Source organism: Sulfurimonas sp. hsl 1-7, from assembly GCF_030577135.1.
In the GTDB taxonomy this organism is placed as follows: Bacteria; Campylobacterota; Campylobacteria; order Campylobacterales; family Sulfurimonadaceae; genus Sulfurimonas; species Sulfurimonas microaerophilus.
Window position 1 is genome coordinate 487654 of the sequence record NZ_JAUIRR010000001.1, and the last position, 21367, is coordinate 509020.

The following is a 21367-nucleotide window of genomic DNA, read 5'->3' on the forward strand; positions in this document are numbered from 1 at the left end:
ATTGTAAATGGGTACACAAACATCTAAACAAGCATTTGAGGAAGCACAAGAACTTATACCTGGCGGTGTAAATTCTCCCGTGCGTGCATTTAAAAGTGTTGGAGGGACTCCAATCTTTATCACTGAAGGTGAGGGTGCGTATCTTAAAGATGTAGATGGTAATAAGTATGTTGATTATGTACAAAGCTGGGGGCCGTTAATTTTCGGTCATAGAGATGAGAGTATTGAGAGTGCTGTAATTGAAGCGGTAAAACACGGACTAAGTTTCGGAGCTCCTACTCAAGCAGAGACTGAACTAGCAAAACTTGTGGTAGGTCTTTTTGATTCGATCGATAAAGTAAGATTTGTTAGCAGCGGTACGGAAGCGGTTATGAGTGCTATCCGTTTAGCGCGTGGATATACAAACAGAGACGACATCGTAAAATTTACGGGTTGTTATCACGGGCACAGTGACTCACTTTTAGTTGAAGCGGGAAGCGGTGCGGCAACTTTCGGTTCTCCAAGTTCTCCGGGTGTACCTGCTGACTTTACAAAACATACACTTTTAGCTGAGTACAACAACATAGAGAGTGTAAAAAAATGTTTTGCAGACTCTGACAATATCGCATGTGTGATCATTGAACCAATCGCTGGAAATATGGGACTTGTACCTGCTGATAAAGAGTTTTTACATGAACTAAGAAAGTTATGTGATGAAAATGGTGCACTTCTGATTTTCGATGAAGTTATGTCAGGATTCCGTGCTACAGTAAACGGTGCAGAGTCAATTACGGGTGTAAAACCTGACATCGTAACACTTGGAAAAGTGATCGGTGGCGGTATGCCTGTTGGTGCTTTTGGTGCAAGAGCTGAGATTATGGCACAACTTTCACCTGAAGGTCCTGTATATCAAGCAGGAACACTAAGCGGTAACCCTGTTGCTATGGCAGCAGGATATGCGGCACTTTCAAAACTAAAACAAAATGCAAGAGTGATCGATGTTCTTAACACTAGAGCAAAAAGACTTGTTGAGGGTATGCAAGCAGCTGCACGCGAATGCGGTATAACAATGCAGATCGACACGCGTGGAAGTATGTTCGGCTTTTTCTTTAATGAAAACCCTGTTAAAAACTTTAACGATGCTACGAAAACGGACGCTGAACTTTTCGCAAAATTTCATGCAGGAATGTTAGCAGAGGGGTATTACTTCGCTTGTTCACTGTATGAAACAGGTTTCATCTCAACTGCCGTAACGGATGAGATGATTGAAGACACAATTAAAGCAAGTGCAAAAGTACTAAAAGAGATTACAAATGGATAATAAAAATCAAGAAGAACAACCTCGTTTTAAACCCCTTATAGAAGCAGCGGATCATCTCTCTTTAGGGATCTCGATCGTAGTTGCCGTACTTATGGGTGTAGGTATAGGATGGCTGCTACAACGTTGGACAGGTGTAGCTTGGACAATGTTTATCGGTGTATTTATCGGTATAGCTGCGGCAATTCTTAACGTATATAAAGCGTATTCAAAACAATACAAAGAGTATGAAGAGCTTGCAAAAGAGAGAAGTGAGCGTATGAAGCCTCATTTTGACAAAGATGAAGATGATGAGGACTATGGTGAGAAAAACTATTAGTCTTTTTCTGATTGCTCAAGGTCTTATTTTACTTACGTTTTTATTTTCTTACGAAGCTTTTATAAACGTAGAAGTAGCATTTTTTAGCTCTTTTTTAATTATTATAGGCTCATCATTAGCATATAAAAATATGGTAAAAAAAGATCTTGCATCGGGTAAGTACGAAGAGAAGCGTGATCTACTTGATGAGATCGATGACAAGTATGAACTCTACGATGATGAACCGATCAATGAAGCTCCTGCTGAAGAGCTGGATCTTAAAGAGATCGTAAAAGAGGAGAAAGCTAAGATCAAAACTTTTAGCCTGAGCTCTATGAAGTACGGTACAAAAGGGGGCTTTTCCCTTTTAAGACTTGTACCGTATATATTTTTAATACTAGGCTTTATTGCCTTGAAAAACAATGAGATACTAAATCTCGCCTTTTACCTTCCTGCACTTGCATTTGGTATAGTTATCGCCTCTTTAATCTCCAAAGAGACGGTAGCTAAATAATTCTCTAAAAAATTATAATGCTCCATAACAATGGAGCAGATTCTATCTCATATTAATTCTTTTAATAATATACTAAGAGGAACTAAGTTAGATTGCATAATAACTCTAACTGTTTTGGAGGTTAGTATGGAAAAGAATCTATGGCATAGCATGGAACTTGATGCTGTTTATACAAAGATAAATACAACTGAAAACGGCTTGAGTAGTTCCGAAGCTCAAACGAGATTGGAGCTTTACGGACCAAATAAGCTTCAAGAACAAAAGAAACAAAGTGTATTTGTACGGTTTATTTTACAATTTCATAATCTCCTTATCTATGTACTTATATTAGCCGCAATATTGACATTTTTCCTCGATCATACAATAGATTCCATTGTTATTATAAGCGTAGTTATAATCAATGCAATAATAGGATTTGTACAAGAAAACGGAGCGCAAAATGCTTTAGAGTCGATTCGAAAAATGCTTGCATACACTGCAGTTGTATTTCGTGACGGAAAAAAACAAAAATGCAACAGCGAAGATCTGGTTATTGGTGATATCGTTCAGCTTGAAGCAGGAGATAGAGTGTTAGCAGATATACGTATAACCCAGGCACATGGACTTAGTGCCGGGGAAGCTATCTTAACCGGAGAATCCGATACTGTTGAAAAGAATCCAAAAAGTGTCGACAAAGATGTGATGATCGCCGATCGAAGCTCTATGGTGTTTGCAGGAACTACAATAACCAGCGGAATAGGGCGCGGAGTTGTAGTTGCCACGGCAAATAAAACGGAACTCGGACGAATAAACAAGATGCTTAGCAGTGTACAAGTACTTACAACACCTTTAGTTGAACAGATGGATAAGTTGGCAAAATGGCTGACTTTGTTTATATTACTCTTTTCTATCACCATATTATATATAGGTTACTATATAAAAGATATGCCGTTTAATGAGATATTTATTGCCGTTGTCGGTTTGTTTGTTGCCGCAATACCCGAAGGTTTACCGGCAGTTTTGACAATAACTTTAGCCGTGGGTGTTCAGGCAATGGCAAAAAGAAATGCCATTGTCCGTCAGTTACCTGCAATTGAAACAATAGGTTCGGTTTCTGTGATATGTTCTGATAAGACGGGTACACTGACTCAAAACGAGATGATGGTACAAACGATTCAAAGTGCAACGGCACAATATATCGTAAGCGGTTCAGGTTACGATCCGACAGGTGTTATACATACGGATAAAAATGAAGAGATAGACCTACAAGAAGATTATTTTATCAAGATGATGGCGAAATGTTCAGCACTCTGTAGTGACGCTAATTTATATAACAACAATGGACAATGGAGCGTGGATGGAAGTCCGACAGAAGGAGCATTGGTTGCATTCTCCCACAAAGTAGGTTTAGATGCCGATAAGATCCGTTTAGAGTATTTCAGAGCTGATTTTATACCCTTTGATTCCAAGCACAAGTTTATGGCAACACTCAACCATAGTCATAAAAATGGTTCTTTAATAGTTGTTAAAGGGGCGGCAGAAATTATTTTAAAGATGTGTAAGTTTCAATATGTAAATGATCTGCACAAAAAAGATTTAGATGAAACTTTTTGGGAAGAGATGGCGGAAGATATGGCAAAAAAAGGACAAAGGATTATTGCCATAGCATATAAAAATGTTCCACAGGAACAATCTTCATTAAGTTTTGGTGATTTGGATGATGGACTTATATTAGTAGGCTTTACAGGGATCATAGATCCTCCTAGAGTTGAAGCTATTGAAGCGATTAAAGAGTGTTACAATGGCCATATAGAGGTTAAAATGATTACGGGCGATCATACAACAACCGCTTCAGCTATAGGAAAAGCGATAGGGCTTAGAGCTTCGGAGAATGTACTAAGCGGAAAAGATATTGAGCATCTTAGCGATGAAGATTTACAAAAAGCAGTTTTAACAACAAATATTTTTGCACGAACAACCCCCGAACATAAGTTGCGTTTGGTAAAAGCACTCCAAGAACATAATCAAATTGTTGCAATGACAGGTGACGGTGTAAACGATGCTCCGGCACTAAAACGCGCTAATATCGGTATTGCTATGGGTAAAAAAGGCACCGAAGCAGCGAAGGAATCAAGCGAATTTGTTCTTACAGATGACAATTTTGCTTCAATTGTCGATGCTGTAAGAGAGGGGAGAAAAGTATATGATAACATCAAGAAGGTTATCAGCTGGACACTTCCTACAAATGCTTCTGAGGCCTCTGTAATTATCATGGCAATAGTGTTTGGAATGGCGATGCCTATTACACCTATTCAAATACTTTGGGCAAACATGATAACTGCCGTAACTTTAGGGATAGCATTAGCATTTGAAAAGGAGGATAAAAATATTATGAAAAGAGCTCCCCGTTTACTGAGTGATGCTATTTTAAACAAAACCGTTATCTGGCAGATTTTATATGTGACTCTATTGTTCTTAACAGCAATATTTGGAATTTATACATATGCAATAAGTAAGGGTGTAGAGATTGAGTATGCTCAGACATTGGCTTTTAATACACTTATTTTTATGGAGATATTTTACCTGTTCTACGTTAGGAATATGAATACGCTTACAAAAAGTTTGACAGAGATTGTAAATACTCCCGTAGCATGGATAGCGGTGAGTGTTGTGGTTCTCGCTCAGGTAATTGTGACATATATCCCGTTTTTTCAAAAAGTTTTTACCACTAGGGCACTCTCGTTGTCTGAACTTTCTTTGATTATGTTGGTAGGGTTTATAATGTACGGTTTGTTGGAATTGGAGAAGTATATTCGAGTGAAAATTCTCTATAAAACATCATAAAATTTTTTTTATGATGTTATCATAGGAATATTGATAGTAATTGCAGTTTTACTTGCATCAAGATAGAAGTTGTAGTTCTCGGCAACTGCTTTTAACTCTGCTTCTTTTGCAAGATTTACATTATCTCCCGTTATCTCGATAGAGAAGATACTGTACTTTTTCCCGTCAAATTTAATATGCTCACCGATTCTATAAAATACTTTTGTATCTATAGTTTCACTTTCAGAAAAGTATGCATATGTTTTATTGAGAAGTTTGATGATTGAGTTTGATTCTAAGATAACTTCCGGAATAGTCGGGTCGTACGTTTTTGTATAGTTTACACTACTGTTTATAGAGTTAGATGAGATACATAAATCTAAAATAGTATATATGTTTGTCAACTGACCATCCGGTTTTTTTGCGTCAAGTTTATACGATGGAGCCTGATAAAGTTTTATACCTATCTGTTCCTCATCCTCATACCCGACAGTGATACCGAAAAATCTGTATCTTCCGTACTCTAACTGCACAAATGTAGTTTTAAAGCCAAAACTTATGCTTGCATAAGTTTGTGCTAATTCAAAAAGTTCATTCGGGTTTGCAATCCCGAGCAGAAACTGAGCTTCTGCATTTAAAGAGATTATTTTACCATTTGCATTAAATAGTATAAATGGATTGTAATCATATTCAATCCAACTTTGCTCAAATGTCATTTATTTTTACTCTTCGATATAGTTTTTCAGTCTACGACCAACTTTAGGGTGTTTGAGTTTCTTGATCGCACTTGATTCGATCTGACGAACACGCTCACGAGTTACACTTAACTCTTTACCGATCTCTTCAAGTGTTCTGTCACTCTCATCATCCATAATACCAAAACGAAGTTTGATAACCGCTTTTTCACGCTCGTTGAGTTGTTCAAGAACTTGCTCAATCTGAATTTTAAGGTCATCTTTGAGTATCGCTTCAGAAGGTGAAAGTGAAGTTTTATCTTCAATAAAGTCACCGAAACGTCCATCCTCTTCACTACCGATTGGTGCTTCAAGAGAGATAGGCTCTTTTGTAATCTTAATAACGTTTTTAACTTTCTCAACAGAAAGACCAACTTCAGCTGCGATTGTATCAACATCCGGCTCTTTACCGTTTTCTTGGAGGTGTTTACGCATAATTTTATTGATACGGTTAATCGTTTCAATCATATGGATAGGGATACGGATAGTTCTTGCCTGATCAGCGATCGCACGAGAAATAGCCTGACGAATCCACCAAGTAGCGTATGTTGAAAATTTATACCCTTTTTGATATTCGAACTTATCAACGGCTTTCATAAGTCCGATATTCCCTTCTTGGATTAGATCTAGGAAAGGTAAACCTCTGTTTGTATAACGTTTTGCAATAGAAACAACTAGACGAAGGTTTGATTTCGCCATTTTTGTTTTTGCAGTTTCAGAGATATTTTTACCACGTTTGATCTGCTCTAGAATATCTGCAAGTTTTTCAGGTTCCATATCGAAACTGTTTTTACTCGCTTCTTTTGTTTGTACAAGCTTTTTAATCTCCATATATGTAGAAACCATAGTAGCTTCTGGAACCATATTGATGATATCTTCTTTATTTAGGTCTTGGATCTTCTCTACAAGAACTTTATGGTTAGCACGAAGTGTTGCATTGAATAGAGGAAGTTTATACTCAAGACGTTTTAGTTCTTTATCGTACCCTTCATCAGATTTTAGTGCAGTCTCCATAGCTTTTACAAGTTCATTGATTAGCTTAGATGTTGGTCCTAAATCTAAAAGTTTCTCTTTTAAAACAGCTTTTTTGAAAGTAACTGAAAGTTGATACATTACAATCTCTTCAGTAACCTCTGCATCTAAATCTTCAGGAGCTTTTTCTGTCAGTTTTACCCACTCTTTTTTCGCTTTTTCCAAAGCTTTAAAGCTGGTTGTAACTTTTTCTACACGAGATTTGTCTTTTGCAGATAATGTTTTTAAACTGTTTTCATTATTTTCATCATCGTCGTCATTGTCATTATCATCGCTATCATCATCTTTGTCATCTTCAAAGCTTTTAAATAACTCTTTAACACGACGTTCACGGTTAATAAGCGGTTCTTTATAGTCTAAAATGAAATTGATAAGATATGGAACCGAACAAATAGCATCGATGATAATGCTTTCACCAGTCTCTATCTGTTTTGAGATATCTATCTCTTCCTCTTTAGTTAAAAGCGGGATTTGTCCCATTTCACGTAAGTACATACGTACAGGTGAATCTGAACGTGACCATTCAAGAAGTTCGTGTTCTTTTAAGATATCGAATTCATCGCCATCACTATCTTCGATCATTTTACGTTGAGCTTCTCTACGAGCCTCAGCTTCTTGATCGTTTAGTTTCTTTGCATGTTCACTTGAAGTGTAGATACATCTGTTGTGTTTGTTTAAAAGCTTGTATATGTTTTTTGCTTGAGCTGCAGTAGGTTGTTTGTCAAATAAATCTATAATAGACTCATAAGTAAGACAATCTTTTGACTTATGCTCTTCAAAAAAGGTTTCTAGTGCTTGATTGAGTTCTTTTGCCGTCATATCGGAGTGTGCTCCACATCTTTTTAGTTTAAGGATTTTGAAAGGTGGATTATACCGAAATTTTATTAATCTAAGCTTTTTCCGCTTTTACGAAAAATATACTTTTTATTGTTGGAACACTGTTTGCTTTAACCAGGAAAATATTGAATAAATCATGAGGAAAGTGTATGCAAACAGGATACTACAGTTCTGCTGCGGGTATGGTTACACAGTTTAACAGACTAGATACAATCGCAAATAACTTAGCAAATGTAAATACAGCCGGTTTTAAAGAAGATACTTTAATAGTTGGTGATTTTATGCGTGTATTAAAAGAAGCACGCGATGAATTGCCAAATGCAAACCAAACAAAAGAGGGTGCAGCTTTTTTAAATCGAACGCTTACAAAAGCTCCACAGGTTGTAGACAGCTTTACAGACTTTTCTGTGGGCGATCTTGCAAAAACTTCCAATACTCTTGATTTTGCACTCTCTAAAGATGATCTCTTTTTTGCAGTAAAAACGCCTCAGGGGATCAGGCTTACTCGTGATGGTTCATTCCTTTTAAATGAAGAGGGAAAACTTGTTAATAAACAAGGATATGAAGTTTTAGCGCAAGATTATAAAACTTCAAATCAGGGGATTGCATTCGCTCAAGAAGATACGGTTATAAAAGCTGATAAAAACGGGCAAATCTATACAAATGTTCCCGGTGCTTTAAATATGGTCGCAGGACAAAAACTTTTAGTAGTACAACCCGACAACATTAAAGAGTTAAAAAAAGATGGTGATAATCTTTATAAATTAGAGAATTTAGATGGTTTAGAGGTTGTGGATAACAGTGGTGCGGTAGCACAGGGATTTGTTGAAAAAAGTAATGTTAATGCAGTACAGATGATGACAGAGCTAATAGAAGCAAACAGACTTATTGGGATGTATCAAAAAGCTATGGACACGCAAATGAATGACATGAACAAAGATGCAATTGAAAAAATTGCTAAAAGAGCTTAATTTAAGGTAAGGGGAAAAAGATTATGATGCAATCATTACACACAGCTTCTACGGGAATGCTGGGGATGCAATTACAGATAGATACGACAGCGAATAATATTGCCAATGTAAACACGATAGGGTTTAAAAAATCTCGTGCAGAGTTCGCTGATCTTATGTATCGTACAATGGAGTACGCGGGAACTGCTACAAGTGATACGACACAAAGTCCTACAGGGATTGAAGTGGGGCTTGGTGTTCGTCCAACTGCGGTAAATAAGATCTTTACAGAGGGTTCGTTAAAACAAACTGACAATCCTCTTGACATCTCGATCACAGGAAACGGTTTTTTCAAGCTTGAACTTCCTGACGGAACTGAAGTATATTCAAGAAACGGTGCATTTAAACGTGATCAAAACGGTACGATTGTAAACTCTGACGGGTATAAACTTATCCCTGAGATCGTTATCCCTGAAGATGCGACAGATATCAGTATCGGTACAGATGGAACTGTAAGTGTTGTTCAAGCTGGTCAAACACAGGCAACTGTAGTAGGGCAGATCAATACTACCGCTTTTATTAATCCGGCGGGTCTTCACTCAATGGGTGATAACCTTTATGTAGAAACTGATGCATCAGGTCAACCGGTTGACGGTACTCCGGGACAAAATGGTCTGGGTGTGATTCGTCAAGGTTTTGTAGAGCTGAGTAATGTTGAACTTGTAGTTGAGTTAACAGACCTAATTACAGGTCAAAGAGCGTACGATGCTAACTCAAAAATCATCACAACTAGTGATGAAATGTTGCAAACTGTAAATAATTTAAAACGTTAATAAACCCCTAAAATAGCATTGATACTTTTTAATATCAATGCTCCTTGCACAAATTTAATACAAAAGTTTAAAGAACTTACAATCACATTTTCGGTATAATCGCGAAATTATTTAACTAAAATAGTAGGAATTTATATGCAAAAAGCAAACATAAATGGAAAAGTTTGGAGATTTGGTAAAGATATCGATACAGATTTAATTATCGCTGCGCGTTATCTAAATACTTCAGATCCGAAAGAACTTGCAAAACATGTTATGGAAGATGCAGATCCAGAATTTGTAAATAAAATGAGTGTTGGCGACGTTATTGTAGCTGATGAAAACTTTGGTTGTGGAAGTTCTCGTGAACACGCACCAATCGCACTAAAAGCTGCTGGAGTTGCTGCAGTTGTTGCACCGACATTTGCAAGAATTTTTTATCGTAATGCTTTTAATATGGGACTTCCTATATTTGAATTACCTGAGGCAAGTGAAATTAATGAAGGTGATAAGATCTCTATCGATATGGATAAAGGGACTATTACAAATGAAACAACAAACAAAACATATAACTTCACTCCAATCCCACCGTTTATGCAAGAGTTAATCGATGCAGGTGGACTTATGAGTTTTGCACAAAAAGAGATTGAGGAAGGAAAATAATGAAATCTTACAAAATAGCACTAATCAAAGGTGACGGTATCGGTCCTGAGATTGTAGATGAAGCTGTAAAAGTTTTAGATGCAGTAGCTTCATGTTCAGGTTTTAGTTTAACATATGATGAACTTTTAATGGGTGGTATTGCTTACGATATTACAGGTGATCCTTTACCGCAAGAAACTATCTCTGGTTCATTAAACTCTGATGCTGTACTTTTCGGTGCAATCGGTGGAGAAAAATGGGACAGCCTTCCTCGTGAAAAACGCCCGGAAAGCGGTCTTTTACGTTTTAGAAAAGAGCTTGGTGTATATGCTAACTTACGTCCGGCAGTTGTATATGATGAACTTGCAAATGCATCTTCACTTAAACCTGAGATCGTAAAAGGTGTTGATCTTATGGTTGTTCGCGAACTTATCGGCGGTATCTACTTCGGTGAGCCTAAAGGTCGTGATGAGAACAAAGGGTGGAACACTATGGTGTACACGAAAGATGAGATCGTTCGCATCGCTCATCAAGCATTTAAAATCGCTATGACAAGACAAAAAAGAGTTTGTTCAATCGATAAAGCAAACGTACTTGATGTTTCTCAACTTTGGAGAGAGACTGTAGAAGAGGTAGCAAAAGAGTACCCAGAGGTAGAACTTTCTCACATGTACGTAGATAATGCCGCTATGCAGCTTATCCGTGATCCAAAACAGTTTGACGTAATGTTAACTGGAAATATCTTCGGAGATATCTTATCTGATGAAGCAAGTATGCTTTCTGGTTCTATCGGTCTTTTACCTTCAGCTTCTGTTGGTGCAAAAATCGGTGTATATGAGCCGATTCACGGTTCAGCTCCAGATATTGCAGGTCAAGGGATCGCAAATCCAATCGCTACAATCGCATCTGCATCTATGATGTTAAGATACGCTCTTGGTGAAAATGATGCTGCGGATAAAGTTGATGCAGCGATTAAAAGAGCTCTTAGCGAAGGGTACAGAACTGGCGACCTTGCTCAGTTTGATGCAAAAGAGGTTTGTTCAACTTCAGAGATGGGTTCTATCATCGCTAACTATATAGTAAAGTAAATAGTAAATGCAGACATTAACTTTAGCAAACATCTATGAATTGCAGGGTTTAAAAGAGGAAGCTTTAGAGATCTATAAAGAGATACTCAAAAAAGATCCCTCTAATTCTGAAGCAAAAATTGCTATAAGAAGATTGTCTGGTGTAAGAAAAAAATTTTTAAAAGTAAATACTCAAATGAAAGAGTTCTTTGTAAAAATGGATACTGATGTTGAGTTTAAAGAGTTTGAAAGGTGGTTACTAAAAGCATGGAACTAAAAGATATGATATTATCAACTTTAGAAGAGATAGAGGAAGAAGTTTCACCTATCGATGCTCTAAAACAAGAGGAAACTGCTTATAGAACCTTTGAACCGACAGAAAATGTAACTTCTGTTAAAGAGATGAACGAAGCAAGTTCTACGAAGATGAATGTTGTAGATAATGAGTTATTCTTTTTAAAATCTATTAGAGAGAGACTGTTAGTTTTATTTGAAGGGTTTCAGGCTCCAAACAATGCCAATATAGAAGCAAAGATAGATATGACGCTTAACTTTTTAGAGTATACCCTTGCAACTATAGACGAGAGAGTAAAAGTTTTAGAAAAGGATAAAATATAAAATGAAATATCGCGTTTTAATAGATGCAAATGATGAAAAAGGTTTGGTACATAAAGTATCGAGTGTCTTTTTCAATTACGATTTAAATATTTTATCAAATAGCGAATTTGTTGACAAAGAGAGCAACAAGTTTTTTATGCGTAGCGTTGTTGACGGTGACGTAAATAAAGAAGAGCTCTCTCGTGCAGTTAAGGAAGTTTTACCGGAAACTGCAAGCGTTAGAGTAATTGAACCGAAAAAGAAAAACATTGTCATCATGGCAACAAAAGAGTTGCATGCACTTGGTGATATTTTGGTTCGCCATGAAGCAGGGGAGTTAGAGGCAAATATTTTAGGTGTCGTATCGAACTACGATTTACTAGAGCCTTTTGTTTCTAAATTTGACATTCCGTATATCACTGTTTCCCACGAGGGATTAGAGCGTGCCGAGCATGAGACTAAGATCATTGAAGCTATCAATAGTTTTGAAGATGTTGACTATATTGTTTTAGCAAAATATATGAGAATTTTAACTCCAAGATTTGTAGAAGAATTTGAAGACAAGATTATCAATATTCACCACTCTTTCTTACCTGCATTTATCGGTGCAAACCCATATAAACAAGCATATGACCGTGGTGTAAAAATTATTGGTGCAACGGCACACTTTGTAAATAACAATCTTGATGAAGGGCCGATCATCGCTCAAGATACTATTCATGTAAACCATGCACATAGTTGGAGAGATATGCAAAAAAACGGTAGAGATGTTGAAAAAGTGGTACTTTCTCGTGCACTAAAATTAGCGTTGGAAGATCGTATCTTTATCTACGCAAACAGAACGGTTATCTTTTAATGGGTTTTAATTTAGTTCTCGTTCATCCACAGATCCCAAACAATACAGGTGCAATCGGTCGTCTTTGTGTAAATGCCGGTGCAAGTCTGCATCTTATTAAACCGATAGGTTTTGATATTGATGAAAAAGCGGTACGTCGTGCAGGACTTGATTACTGGGATAAGTTAGATCTGCATGTTTGGGAATCATTAGAGCATTTTTTTGAAAATAATGAGATTACGGATAATGCTTACTTTGCAACTACAAAAACAGATAAGCCGTATTTTGAAGCAACATTCAAAGATGGCGATTATATCTTTTTTGGTAGTGAAACAGCAGGTATACCGGAAGATATATTAAACAAATACAAAACTCAATGTGTAACTATCCCTATGACAAAAGATGGAAGAAGTTTAAATCTTGCTATTAGCACAGGTATCGTTTTATACGATGCTATTAGACAAACATACGACACTTTCCCTAAGGCTTAAGAGATGACTATTTTAGATACTATAATGGTTATAGCTTTTATCGGCTTTATGGTATTTATATTTGGCGGTTACCACAAAACAAAATTTAAACAAAGAGAAGAACAAGAGAAAAAAAAGAAAGATTCTTAAAATATCTTCTCTGCCCATACTTCCATTTTATTTTCAAAACGCTCAAAAAAACTTTCTGCTCTTTTTATTATTACAGACATTTTAACCCCCTTTTTGGTGTAAACATTCTTGACGAGCAAACATTTGAATGTTTAGCCGGAAAGAAATCATGTTTACTCTATTTTTTGATATGAATTAAAAAAATATTACATCACTGAGAAATAAAAATATAAAAATATGTCAATTTGTCATAAAAATATTGATTTTTTTGAAAAAATTCAATATACTACTCCTATATAAATCAAAAAGGAGTCATTATGAATAGTTTTTCTGACATAGTAGAAGAGATTAAAAGTATATTATCTTCAGAATTCTCTCCAAAAAAAGTTTTTGATAAAGATGTTGCAGAATCTATAGGAATTTCTCAAATGAACTTTGCAACAATGAAAAGACGTAATAAAATACCTTTTGGTGAATTACTGGACTTTTGTGCAAGAAGAAGTATCTCTATTAACTGGTTGCTTTACGGACAATCACCTGAAAGTTTAGTGGGGCCGACAAATAACTATATGATTAAGTACTTCACAGATATAAATGCAAGTGCCGGTGGTGGTAGCGATAACGAATTTGAAGAGGTGGAATCGTTAGAGATCCCACAACAGTTTGTTTTCATGCTTGGCGGAGAAAGAGAACTGCAATATATAGAAGCAATTAACGTAAGCGGTGATTCTATGGAGCCAACTTTTAGCTATAATGATATAGTATTTATTAATAGAAACAAAACAGATATTAATCGTGGCGGTATCTTTACTATAAGAACAGAAGCAGGATTATTTATTAAACGTATTCAAAAAAGAATTGACGGGAAAATAGATGTTATTTCAGATAATTCTGTTTACAATACACAAACATTAGATCCTCAAGAGATTGAAGTAATTGGGCGAGTTGTAAGCCGTTTTGGGGATGTTGACTAGGAGATTTTCTTTGAACTATATTTATTCTGTTGTTGCAGTGATGTTACTCAGTGCCTGTGCACAAAAAGTGGAAGTTATTCAAGAAAAAAAGGTCGATAATACACAACAAAAAGAGATAGTTCAAGAGCTTGTAGAGATTCCTCAAAATGCAGGTTTTTATACTTCCACTCTTCAAGAAAAAAAGCTTGGAGACATAGAAGAGTTTGTAAATAAATATTTTCGGGCTTGGAATATAGAGAAGATCTCTATAACACAAGATCAGGCAAAGTGGGCTTATGTATATGATAACAACAATAGCTACGGCTATACACTCCAACCGATAACACAAAATTTTTTTCAAACGATAGATGAAAATTCAAACTATGAAGCATTTTCGACTTTAAACAGATACGCACTTACCCTAAAACTTCTTAATGTCAGAGCACTTCCCACAGATAAGCCTGTATTTTTAGATCCTAGCAAAGCAGGTGAGGGGTATCCGTTTGATTACTTGCAAAATACCTCTATAGCTCCAAACAAACCTATATTTGTTTCACACTATTCTAAAGATAAAAAATGGGTTTTTATAGAATCCAGTTTTGGTTTTGGCTGGGTAAAAACAGAAGATATAGTCTTTATTGACAAAAAATACACTCTCTTATGGCAAAAAGCCCAGCAAGTATTTTTAACTAAAGACAATGTAACGATTTACGATCAAAACGGTAATTATCTTTTTGGTTCTCGTGTAGGGATGGTACTTCCGCTGATTGATGAGGATGAAGAGAGCTATACAGTTCTCACTGTAGCTAAATCAAAAGAGAATCAACCTCTGTTTTTACATTCAAAACTATCTAAAGAGATAGCGCATAAAGGTCTACTCGATTTTAATAGCGATAATGTTGTAACCATTATGGATGAACTACAAAAAGGAAGATATGGATGGGGTGGTATATATGGACAACGTGACTGCTCTTCAACACTTAGGGATTTTTACGCACCTTTTGGTCTATGGCTTCCTAGAAACTCTTCTGTTCAAAGCTCTATGGGAGATGTAAAGAAACTAGATTTACTCTCTAATGAAGAAAAAGAGATTTTTATTAAAGAACAAGCAGTCCCTTTTGAAACACTAGTATACAAAAAAGGGCATATTGCATTGTATGTCGGTACATATAACAATCAGGCTATTATTTTTCAAAATGTTTGGGGTGTTAAAACGAAAAAAGATGAAACTGAAGGAAGATTTTTAATAGCAAAACCGGTTTTTAGTACTTTAGAAGTTGGAAAAAATCTTAAAGAGTTTGATCCCGATGCTTCAATGCTTAGCAAACTTCAAAGCATCAACCACCTTGTAGAGTAGGTTATGCTTTGATGTCGAGTAGAGTTCCCATTACATCGTCTTGAGCTTTGATAGCTACAACATTTGCTTCTGTTGAGCGTTGTGCCACCATCTCATTTGGAATTTCACGAGAGAGATCTGTTTGACTTTTCTCTGAACCAGTATTGTCCGCTTGACGTGTTTGCGCTGTCACACTACCGCTTTGATCATTCGTTGCTATAGTACTGCTAGGAACAAATCCATCCGTATTTACATTTGCAACATTATTTGCAGTTGTATTTAAGAGTGTTTGACTTGTTTGAATTGATGAGATGTTATTTGAAATATTCATGATACACTCCTTCTTAGTACAATTATAGTACTAAGAAGATAAAAGTTATCTAACAAGAAAATATTAGTGAAGATCAGCGTTAAGCTTGATCTCTCTTGTTGAGCGAGATGCAGTAATCTCTCCAGTAAGAGAGTTTTGTCTGAAGTGAAGACCGTTTAGACCTGCTAGTTGTTTCCCTTTGAAAACTTCACCGTCAAGTGTTACACCAGAGTTAACTTCATTGATTTTTGCAAGTTGTTCAGGATAGATACCAACTTTAGTTCCTTCTAAAATAGCAATACCTGCATCGATGATACATGCATCACCTAATGGGATACCACATACAGAGTTAGCACCTAAAAGACAGTTTTTACCAACAGAGATTGGGTTACCATCAGTTCCGCTAAGAACACCAAGGATAGAAGCACCACCACCAACGTCAGAACCGTCACCAACGATAGCAGAAGATGAGATACGTCCTTCAACCATAGATACACCAGTTGTACCTGCATTGAAGTTGATGTATGAAGCACCAGGCATTACAGTAGTACCTGCTGCAAGCTGTGCACCAAATCTTACTTTTGAAGTATCTAAGATACGAGTATTGTCAGCTGGAATGATGTGTTGTAAGAATCTTGGGAATTTATCTACGAAATCTACGTGTGGATATTCACCTGCAAGTTTTAATTCGATCTCAAACTCTCTTAGGTAGTCAAGTTCGATTGGTTTACCGTTTGACCAAGCAACGTTTGGTAATGCACCAAATGCTCCGTTTAAGTTGATGCTACGAAGTTCTACTTTTGCTAAACTCATTGCATAAAGTTTTAGGTAAGTTGCTTCAACACTCTCTAAAGCAGCATCTTCGTAGATAAAACATACTTTGAATTCACCGTCTTTATAACCGTCATTGATCATTTGGTTATAAAGTGCAGATACTACTTGAATGTTTTTGTGTGCATCACCGTAAGCTTCGTCGCTGTATGGTGTAAATGCATTTAAACAAGATTGTAAGAAATCTAAGTTGATGTCAAAAACTTGCTCGTTTTGAGAAAAATCTACACTTAGACCTTGATCAGCTAATGCTTGAACAAAAATTGCAGCACTACCGAAGTTCTCATTCCAGTTTACTACCGGATATGTTGCTTGTAATGCTTTGTCTGGATTTAACTGCCCTAAATCTACTCTTGCAATACCAAATGCCAAAGGATCTTTATACCCCTTTGTATCCTTTTTAATGTTCTCTATCAATGCTTTAAAAGCATCAGTTGTTTCAATAACTTCCATATGAATTCTCGCTTAATTAATTTATTGGTGCAATTATAATTAAAAATTACTAATGAGAATTGATATATACTTTTAGCATGAATAGTAAATGGACAGAATTATTAAATAATGACGATTATCTTGGTATAAAAAAATATCTAAAAACAGACGGTGATATCACCGAAGTAAATGATTCAGGAGAGGGTGTTCTTGCATGTGCCATTCGTGCACACTGTGATTTTGACACGCTCATGCTTTTGATCGAATTTGGAGCAGACCCGTTTGACTTTGACGATGAGGGTGTAAGTGTATTTGATATAGCTATCACTTACGACAACAAAGAGATGGTGAATTATCTGATCGAAAAAGGTCGAGATGTAAACCAGACAAACAGAAGAAGCGGTTTTACACCGTTGATGGCTGCTGCGTGTTACGGAAGGGCAGAAATAGCAAAAATATTGGTACAAAACGGTGTCGATCAAAATGCTAAAGATTCTAAAGGATTTACGGCAGCTGATTTTGCGCGTAAGATGAATAAAAAATCTGTTTTAGAAGTTCTGGAATATGATGAGAACTCACCGAAAAATACTAACTACGCAAGGTAATAAATAAGGGAAAAATGTGTTCGCACAAATTAAGAAGTGGGCTAAGAGTTTAAAGCACTATCTTTATGCACTGTATCTGGCATATCATCATAAAGATGTCCCGCTTTTGGCAAAGATAATTATAATTATTGTAGTCTCATATGCACTTAGCCCAATTGACTTAATTCCCGATTTTATTCCCGTTATAGGTTATCTTGATGATTTTATTTTATTACCGCTTGCGATAGCACTTGCTATTAGGTTGGTACCTGAAGAGATCTGGAGTGAGTGTAAAACAAAAGCACACCACTCAACTTTAAAATCTCTTCCTCGCTCAAAAATAGCTGCATTGGTAGTAGTTCTTATCTGGATAGTGTTGGCAGTTTTGCTTTATAAATTGTTTTTTTAAAAGTTTGAGTAGATAAAACTACTCAAAAAACTTTCCTTGTTTTTCATTGTCAAGGGGCTTTCTTTTCTCTTTGATTAGCCACTCTTGTAAAAGTGATTCGATCACTTTACTTAGACTCATTTTATATCTTACACGAGAATATTTCATGGCATCATCCCATGTTTCTCTATCTATAAGCAGACTTCGAGTCACTTCATCTTTTGGTTTCAATAATACTCCTTTTATATTTCTTGTAATAGATTGATAAAGTTTTTGTAGCTATCTACAATTTTTTGATTTTTTTGATTTGCAATATAAAACTCTATTGCTTTTTTACCAAGTCGCGGGATCTCATTTTTTACAGCCCAACTTGAAACTGTCCCCTCCGGTACTTCAAGGATTTCAGCTAATTGTTTTTGCGTAATGTTTAACTCTTTACATATGTCCTTTACAATATTTGACTTTTGTTTTGTTTGTTTTTTAGTTAAGTTTTTTATAGGTTTTTTTACAGGTTTAGTCTCTTTGGTTTTAGTATCAGAATTTTTAAAATCAGTACAATTTTTTTCGATCCATTGTAACACTTGCGATGCACTGAGTACCCAGTCTCGTGTATTTAAACTTTTTACAACATCTTTTGTATATTGTTGAGCATACATCTCGGCTAATTTTTCATCGCTAAGCTGAGCCAGTATAGAAAAGGAAAGTTGCATTGCACCTTTACTTTGATTGCCCCAGTCAAATCCATTTTTAGATTGTTGGTATTGTTCATACCTTGTTGGAAGTTCTAGTTCACCGTATGTGACGAACTTATTTCCAAGCAGTGTTCTATGCCCTTTAAAGACATGATTGTTCATCGTTATTGCCATTTACTTCTCTTATATTTTAAAAGTATAATTATGTTTATGATCCTTATGTTCTTCAACTTCATCAGATAAAAAAACAACTCTATAAACAACATACGCGAAAGCGAATAGCAAAAAAAGTACCAATAACCAAACTAACATGATAAAATTCCTTGACTAATGATACTTTTAATATCGGTAAGTCTCAGATTTACATTAATTTATAGTTTATATTTTGTTCCTCTAAAAGCTGTGTAAACATCTCAAAGTATCTTTGGACATCAACTGCTTCCTCTCCGATTAAAGAAAGTTCAACATTTGGTTTATTATCTACAAAGACGGGAAGTGATGAGAGTTCAATATGATTTGGAACTTGTTTCATAACCGAAATTAGGGTGTTTTCACTTGTATCTGCATAGAGGGTTTTTCTATATCTTTCTCGAACATTTGAAAAATGTTGTTTGATCGCATCACTTAGCATAGGGTGTGCCATAGAGGGAAAACCTGGTACAAAGAAATAGCGATCATCTAGTGAAAAACCGGACATATTATTTACCGGATTGAAAAGTAGATCAGAGTTTGGTGGAAGATCTGCCATGTGAATACGGTGCGGATACGCTTCATCACCAAATCTTTCAATAATATCGGCTAAAAACTTTTGATGTGCTTGTGTCGGTGCATCGCGAAAGACTTTAGATGCGATACTGCGTGTGAGATCATCGGGAGTAGAGCCGATCCCTCCAAAAGAGAACATAATCCCATTTGGATCTTCTTGAATCATTTTGTATGTGTTTGTGATTAATGTCTCATCGTCTTTAATAATCAAAGAGGCAAACAGTTCATGTCCGAACTGAGAGAGTTCCTGTTTTAAAAATTCGAAATGTTTATCTACTCTTCGACCGTTTAAGATCTCTGTTCCAATTATAACTGCATAAAAATTCATGGAGCAATTATAATCTAAAAGAGGTTTTATTGCAAAGAATCGATCTGTTTGTTGTGAAATTTGGTAAGAGTAACAAGAGCTAGGATACCACCTAGAAGGGCATAGGCCATATCTGACTGTGTATCCCACACATACCCCTGTGTCCCTAAAAAGGCTTCGGCATTTTCCCCTGTAGCTAATGCAACCCACCATTCAACTAGTTCATAAAAACTACTAATTGCCAGGATGATTGAGAGTACTATAAAATGTAACCAAAGCCCGTTTTGCACTACATTTTTACGTAGCAGTATCTCCCTGGCTACCATAGCCGGGACAAAACCTTGAAAAATATGTCCTATCTTGTCATAATCGTTTCTCTGCGCACCAAAAAAATCTCTTATAGTATCGAACAAGGGTACCTCTGCATAGGTATAGTGTCCCCCAACCATTAAGATGATACAGTGTGCTAATATTAAATAGTATAAAATAGGTGTTAAACGAAAAGAATTATATGTAAGGAGTAATACTAAGCCGCCAATTAGGGCAGGGGTGACTTCAAGTACCCAGGTAAATTGATCTTTAGGATTGATCAGAGACCATATTAACACAGTAAGGTAGGTGAGTATCCAGAGATATTTATTCATAGAACAATTATAGCAAACTTCCTTGGAAACAAATCAGTAACAATTATGTTTCTAAGTAACTTTCTAAGTGAAATAAAAGTATAATTTCAAAAACAAACAAAAGTGAGCATAATATGTCATACGCACAAAAACTAGAAGAGCTACTTACACAAAGTGTAATTCCGGATATTAATGATAGACTTGATGAGATATTTGAAGAGATTGCAGATACAAAAGATGCGACTGATGAAGCAAAAGAAGAGATTGAAGAGCTTCGTGAATTTAAAAGTGACCTTGAAGATGTATTAGAAGAGATCCATATGGGTGAAATTGATGAAGAAGAGTGTAAAGAGCTTATCGAAGATATTCAACAAGCACAAAGTCATTATGAAGATGATGACGAAGAGTAACGATCATATCTTTTTTTAAACTCATTTATATATAATTGCAACTATAAAAAAATTAGGACGAAAAACATGAGAATTATACTACTTGGAGCTCCTGGTGCCGGTAAAGGTACACAAGCTCAATTTCTTACAAAAAAATACAATATCCCTCAAATCTCTACTGGAGATATGTTAAGAGCAGCTATTAAAGCTGGTACTGAGATGGGTAAACTTGCTAAAGAAGCTATGGATGCAGGTAAACTTGTAACTGATGAGATCATCATCGGTCTTGTAAAAGACAGAATTGCTGAAGATGACTGTAAAAACGGTTACCTTTTAGATGGTTTTCCACGTACATTAGCACAAGCTGATGCAGTTACTAATGCAGGTATCTCTATAGATGCTGTTATCGAGATTGATGTAGCTGACGAAGAGATCGTAAAAAGAATGAGCGGACGTCGTGCTCACCTTGCAAGTGGTAGAACATATCATGTTGTTTTCAATCCACCGAAAGTTGAAGGAAAAGATGACGTAACAGGTGAAGATCTTGTACAACGTGATGATGATAAAGAGGAAGTAGTTCTTGATCGTCTTAAAGTTTACCACGATCAAACTGAACCGTTAATCGGTTACTACAAAGAGCAAGCAAGCAAAAATGCAGCTATAAAATACATCACAGTTGACGGTACTGCAGATATCGCAGATGTTGAAAAAGCTATTGTAACAGGTTTAGCAAACTAAATA

At 36.0% G+C, this 21367-nt stretch carries 27 protein-coding genes; 19 read left to right on the forward strand and 8 right to left on the reverse strand.

All coding sequences use genetic code 11. The features are described from left to right. Nucleotides 1-7: 7 nt before the first annotated feature. The 4 genes from hemL to QWY88_RS02345 all read left to right on the forward strand — a co-directional run bounded on the left by hemL (nt 8) and on the right by QWY88_RS02345 (nt 4932). Complete coding sequence (gene hemL / locus QWY88_RS02330) at nt 8-1300, forward strand: glutamate-1-semialdehyde 2,1-aminomutase (protein ID WP_304543653.1); 1293 nt, start codon at nt 8-10, stop codon at nt 1298-1300. After that, nucleotides 1293-1616 carry an AtpZ/AtpI family protein gene (locus QWY88_RS02335; protein ID WP_304543655.1) on the forward strand — a complete coding sequence of 108 codons (324 nt, stop codon included), beginning with the start codon at nt 1293-1295 and terminating at the stop codon, nt 1614-1616. Before hemL ends, QWY88_RS02335 begins: the two co-directional genes overlap by 8 nt. Then, on the forward strand, nt 1600-2109 hold the full coding sequence (locus QWY88_RS02340) for a hypothetical protein (RefSeq protein WP_304543657.1): 510 nt from the start codon (nt 1600-1602) through the stop codon (nt 2107-2109). Before QWY88_RS02335 ends, QWY88_RS02340 begins: the two co-directional genes overlap by 17 nt. Nucleotides 2110-2235: 126 nt before the next feature. Then, nucleotides 2236-4932 carry an HAD-IC family P-type ATPase gene (locus tag QWY88_RS02345; RefSeq protein ID WP_304543659.1) on the forward strand — a complete coding sequence of 899 codons (2697 nt, stop codon included), beginning with the start codon at nt 2236-2238 and terminating at the stop codon, nt 4930-4932. Between the two features lie 8 nt (nt 4933-4940). Here QWY88_RS02345 and QWY88_RS02350 read toward each other — a convergent pair whose 3' ends face one another. After that, on the reverse strand, nt 4941-5627 hold the full coding sequence (locus QWY88_RS02350; RefSeq protein WP_304543661.1) for a hypothetical protein: 687 nt from the start codon (nt 5625-5627) through the stop codon (nt 4941-4943). A gap of 6 nt (nt 5628-5633) precedes the next feature. Then, the gene (rpoD, locus tag QWY88_RS02355) at nt 5634-7496 is read right to left on the reverse strand and encodes an RNA polymerase sigma factor RpoD (protein ID WP_304543663.1); all 1863 of its coding nucleotides are present in this window, start codon (nt 7494-7496) and stop codon (nt 5634-5636) included. Nucleotides 7497-7663: 167 nt separating this feature from the next. Here rpoD and QWY88_RS02360 point away from each other — a divergent pair, with 167 nt between their 5' ends. The 11 genes from QWY88_RS02360 to QWY88_RS02410 all read left to right on the forward strand — a co-directional run bounded on the left by QWY88_RS02360 (nt 7664) and on the right by QWY88_RS02410 (nt 15326). After that, nucleotides 7664-8485, forward strand: coding sequence for a flagellar hook-basal body protein (locus QWY88_RS02360; protein ID WP_304543664.1), 822 nt, complete (start codon nt 7664-7666; stop codon nt 8483-8485). Between the two features lie 23 nt (nt 8486-8508). Next, a complete protein-coding gene (gene flgG / locus QWY88_RS02365; RefSeq protein ID WP_304543665.1) occupies nt 8509-9297 on the forward strand; it encodes a flagellar basal-body rod protein FlgG in 789 nt (262 codons plus the stop codon). Between the two features lie 135 nt (nt 9298-9432). Then, nucleotides 9433-9939 carry a 3-isopropylmalate dehydratase small subunit gene (locus tag QWY88_RS02370; protein WP_193114660.1) on the forward strand — a complete coding sequence of 169 codons (507 nt, stop codon included), beginning with the start codon at nt 9433-9435 and terminating at the stop codon, nt 9937-9939. Beyond that, complete coding sequence (gene leuB, locus QWY88_RS02375; protein ID WP_304543669.1) at nt 9939-11006, forward strand: 3-isopropylmalate dehydrogenase; 1068 nt, start codon at nt 9939-9941, stop codon at nt 11004-11006. The genes QWY88_RS02370 and leuB overlap by 1 nt, the downstream gene beginning before the upstream one ends. 7 nt (nt 11007-11013) lie before the next feature. Next, nucleotides 11014-11262, forward strand: coding sequence for a tetratricopeptide repeat protein (locus QWY88_RS02380; protein ID WP_193114662.1), 249 nt, complete (start codon nt 11014-11016; stop codon nt 11260-11262). Beyond that, complete coding sequence (locus QWY88_RS02385; RefSeq protein ID WP_304543672.1) at nt 11253-11603, forward strand: CiaD-like domain-containing protein; 351 nt, start codon at nt 11253-11255, stop codon at nt 11601-11603. The genes QWY88_RS02380 and QWY88_RS02385 overlap by 10 nt, the downstream gene beginning before the upstream one ends. Before the next feature lies 1 nt (nt 11604). Next, a complete protein-coding gene (gene purU / locus QWY88_RS02390; protein ID WP_304543674.1) occupies nt 11605-12438 on the forward strand; it encodes a formyltetrahydrofolate deformylase in 834 nt (277 codons plus the stop codon). After that, on the forward strand, nt 12438-12908 hold the full coding sequence (locus QWY88_RS02395) for a tRNA (cytidine(34)-2'-O)-methyltransferase (RefSeq protein ID WP_304543676.1): 471 nt from the start codon (nt 12438-12440) through the stop codon (nt 12906-12908). Before purU ends, QWY88_RS02395 begins: the two co-directional genes overlap by 1 nt. A 3-nt stretch (nt 12909-12911) precedes the next feature. Beyond that, the gene (locus tag QWY88_RS02400; protein ID WP_304543678.1) at nt 12912-13037 is read left to right on the forward strand and encodes a hypothetical protein; all 126 of its coding nucleotides are present in this window, start codon (nt 12912-12914) and stop codon (nt 13035-13037) included. Nucleotides 13038-13333: 296 nt separating this feature from the next. Further along, nucleotides 13334-13990 carry a LexA family transcriptional regulator gene (locus QWY88_RS02405; RefSeq protein WP_304543680.1) on the forward strand — a complete coding sequence of 219 codons (657 nt, stop codon included), beginning with the start codon at nt 13334-13336 and terminating at the stop codon, nt 13988-13990. 10 nt (nt 13991-14000) lie between these two features. Further along, on the forward strand, nt 14001-15326 hold the full coding sequence (locus QWY88_RS02410; protein ID WP_304543681.1) for an SH3 domain-containing C40 family peptidase: 1326 nt from the start codon (nt 14001-14003) through the stop codon (nt 15324-15326). Nucleotide 15327: 1 nt separating this feature from the next. On the opposite strand, the gene QWY88_RS02415 is transcribed toward QWY88_RS02410, so the two are convergent. Both QWY88_RS02415 and QWY88_RS02420 read right to left on the reverse strand, forming a co-directional pair. Further along, nucleotides 15328-15636, reverse strand: coding sequence for a flagellar basal body rod C-terminal domain-containing protein (locus tag QWY88_RS02415; RefSeq protein ID WP_304543682.1), 309 nt, complete (start codon nt 15634-15636; stop codon nt 15328-15330). A 63-nt stretch (nt 15637-15699) separates the two neighbouring features. Further along, on the reverse strand, nt 15700-16899 hold the full coding sequence (locus QWY88_RS02420) for a tetrahydrodipicolinate N-succinyltransferase N-terminal domain-containing protein (protein ID WP_304543684.1): 1200 nt from the start codon (nt 16897-16899) through the stop codon (nt 15700-15702). A 77-nt stretch (nt 16900-16976) separates the two neighbouring features. On the opposite strand from QWY88_RS02420, the gene QWY88_RS02425 reads away from it, so the two are divergent. Further along, on the forward strand, nt 16977-17483 hold the full coding sequence (locus QWY88_RS02425; RefSeq protein WP_304543686.1) for an ankyrin repeat domain-containing protein: 507 nt from the start codon (nt 16977-16979) through the stop codon (nt 17481-17483). A gap of 16 nt (nt 17484-17499) precedes the next feature. Next, the gene (locus QWY88_RS02430) at nt 17500-17871 is read left to right on the forward strand and encodes a YkvA family protein (RefSeq protein WP_304543689.1); all 372 of its coding nucleotides are present in this window, start codon (nt 17500-17502) and stop codon (nt 17869-17871) included. Nucleotides 17872-17889: 18 nt separating this feature from the next. On the opposite strand, the gene QWY88_RS02435 is transcribed toward QWY88_RS02430, so the two are convergent. The 4 genes from QWY88_RS02435 to QWY88_RS02450 all read right to left on the reverse strand — a co-directional run bounded on the left by QWY88_RS02435 (nt 17890) and on the right by QWY88_RS02450 (nt 20258). Continuing rightward, on the reverse strand, nt 17890-18081 hold the full coding sequence (locus tag QWY88_RS02435; protein ID WP_304543691.1) for a hypothetical protein: 192 nt from the start codon (nt 18079-18081) through the stop codon (nt 17890-17892). Nucleotides 18082-18092: 11 nt separating this feature from the next. Then, entirely contained in the window at nt 18093-18716 is a 624-nt protein-coding gene (locus QWY88_RS02440; protein ID WP_304543692.1) for a DUF6166 domain-containing protein, read from the reverse strand. Between the two features lie 187 nt (nt 18717-18903). Continuing rightward, nucleotides 18904-19635, reverse strand: coding sequence for a competence/damage-inducible protein A (locus QWY88_RS02445; protein WP_304543695.1), 732 nt, complete (start codon nt 19633-19635; stop codon nt 18904-18906). A gap of 26 nt (nt 19636-19661) precedes the next feature. Further along, a complete protein-coding gene (locus tag QWY88_RS02450) occupies nt 19662-20258 on the reverse strand; it encodes a DUF2238 domain-containing protein (protein ID WP_304543698.1) in 597 nt (198 codons plus the stop codon). Between the two features lie 113 nt (nt 20259-20371). Between QWY88_RS02450 and QWY88_RS02455 the strand changes: the two genes are divergently transcribed. Both QWY88_RS02455 and adk read left to right on the forward strand, forming a co-directional pair. Further along, nucleotides 20372-20647, forward strand: a complete 276-nt coding sequence (locus QWY88_RS02455; RefSeq protein WP_304543701.1) for a hypothetical protein — start codon at nt 20372-20374, stop codon at nt 20645-20647. 66 nt (nt 20648-20713) lie between these two features. After that, on the forward strand, nt 20714-21364 hold the full coding sequence (gene adk / locus QWY88_RS02460; protein WP_304543703.1) for an adenylate kinase: 651 nt from the start codon (nt 20714-20716) through the stop codon (nt 21362-21364). The last annotated feature ends 3 nt before the right edge of the window (nt 21365-21367 follow it).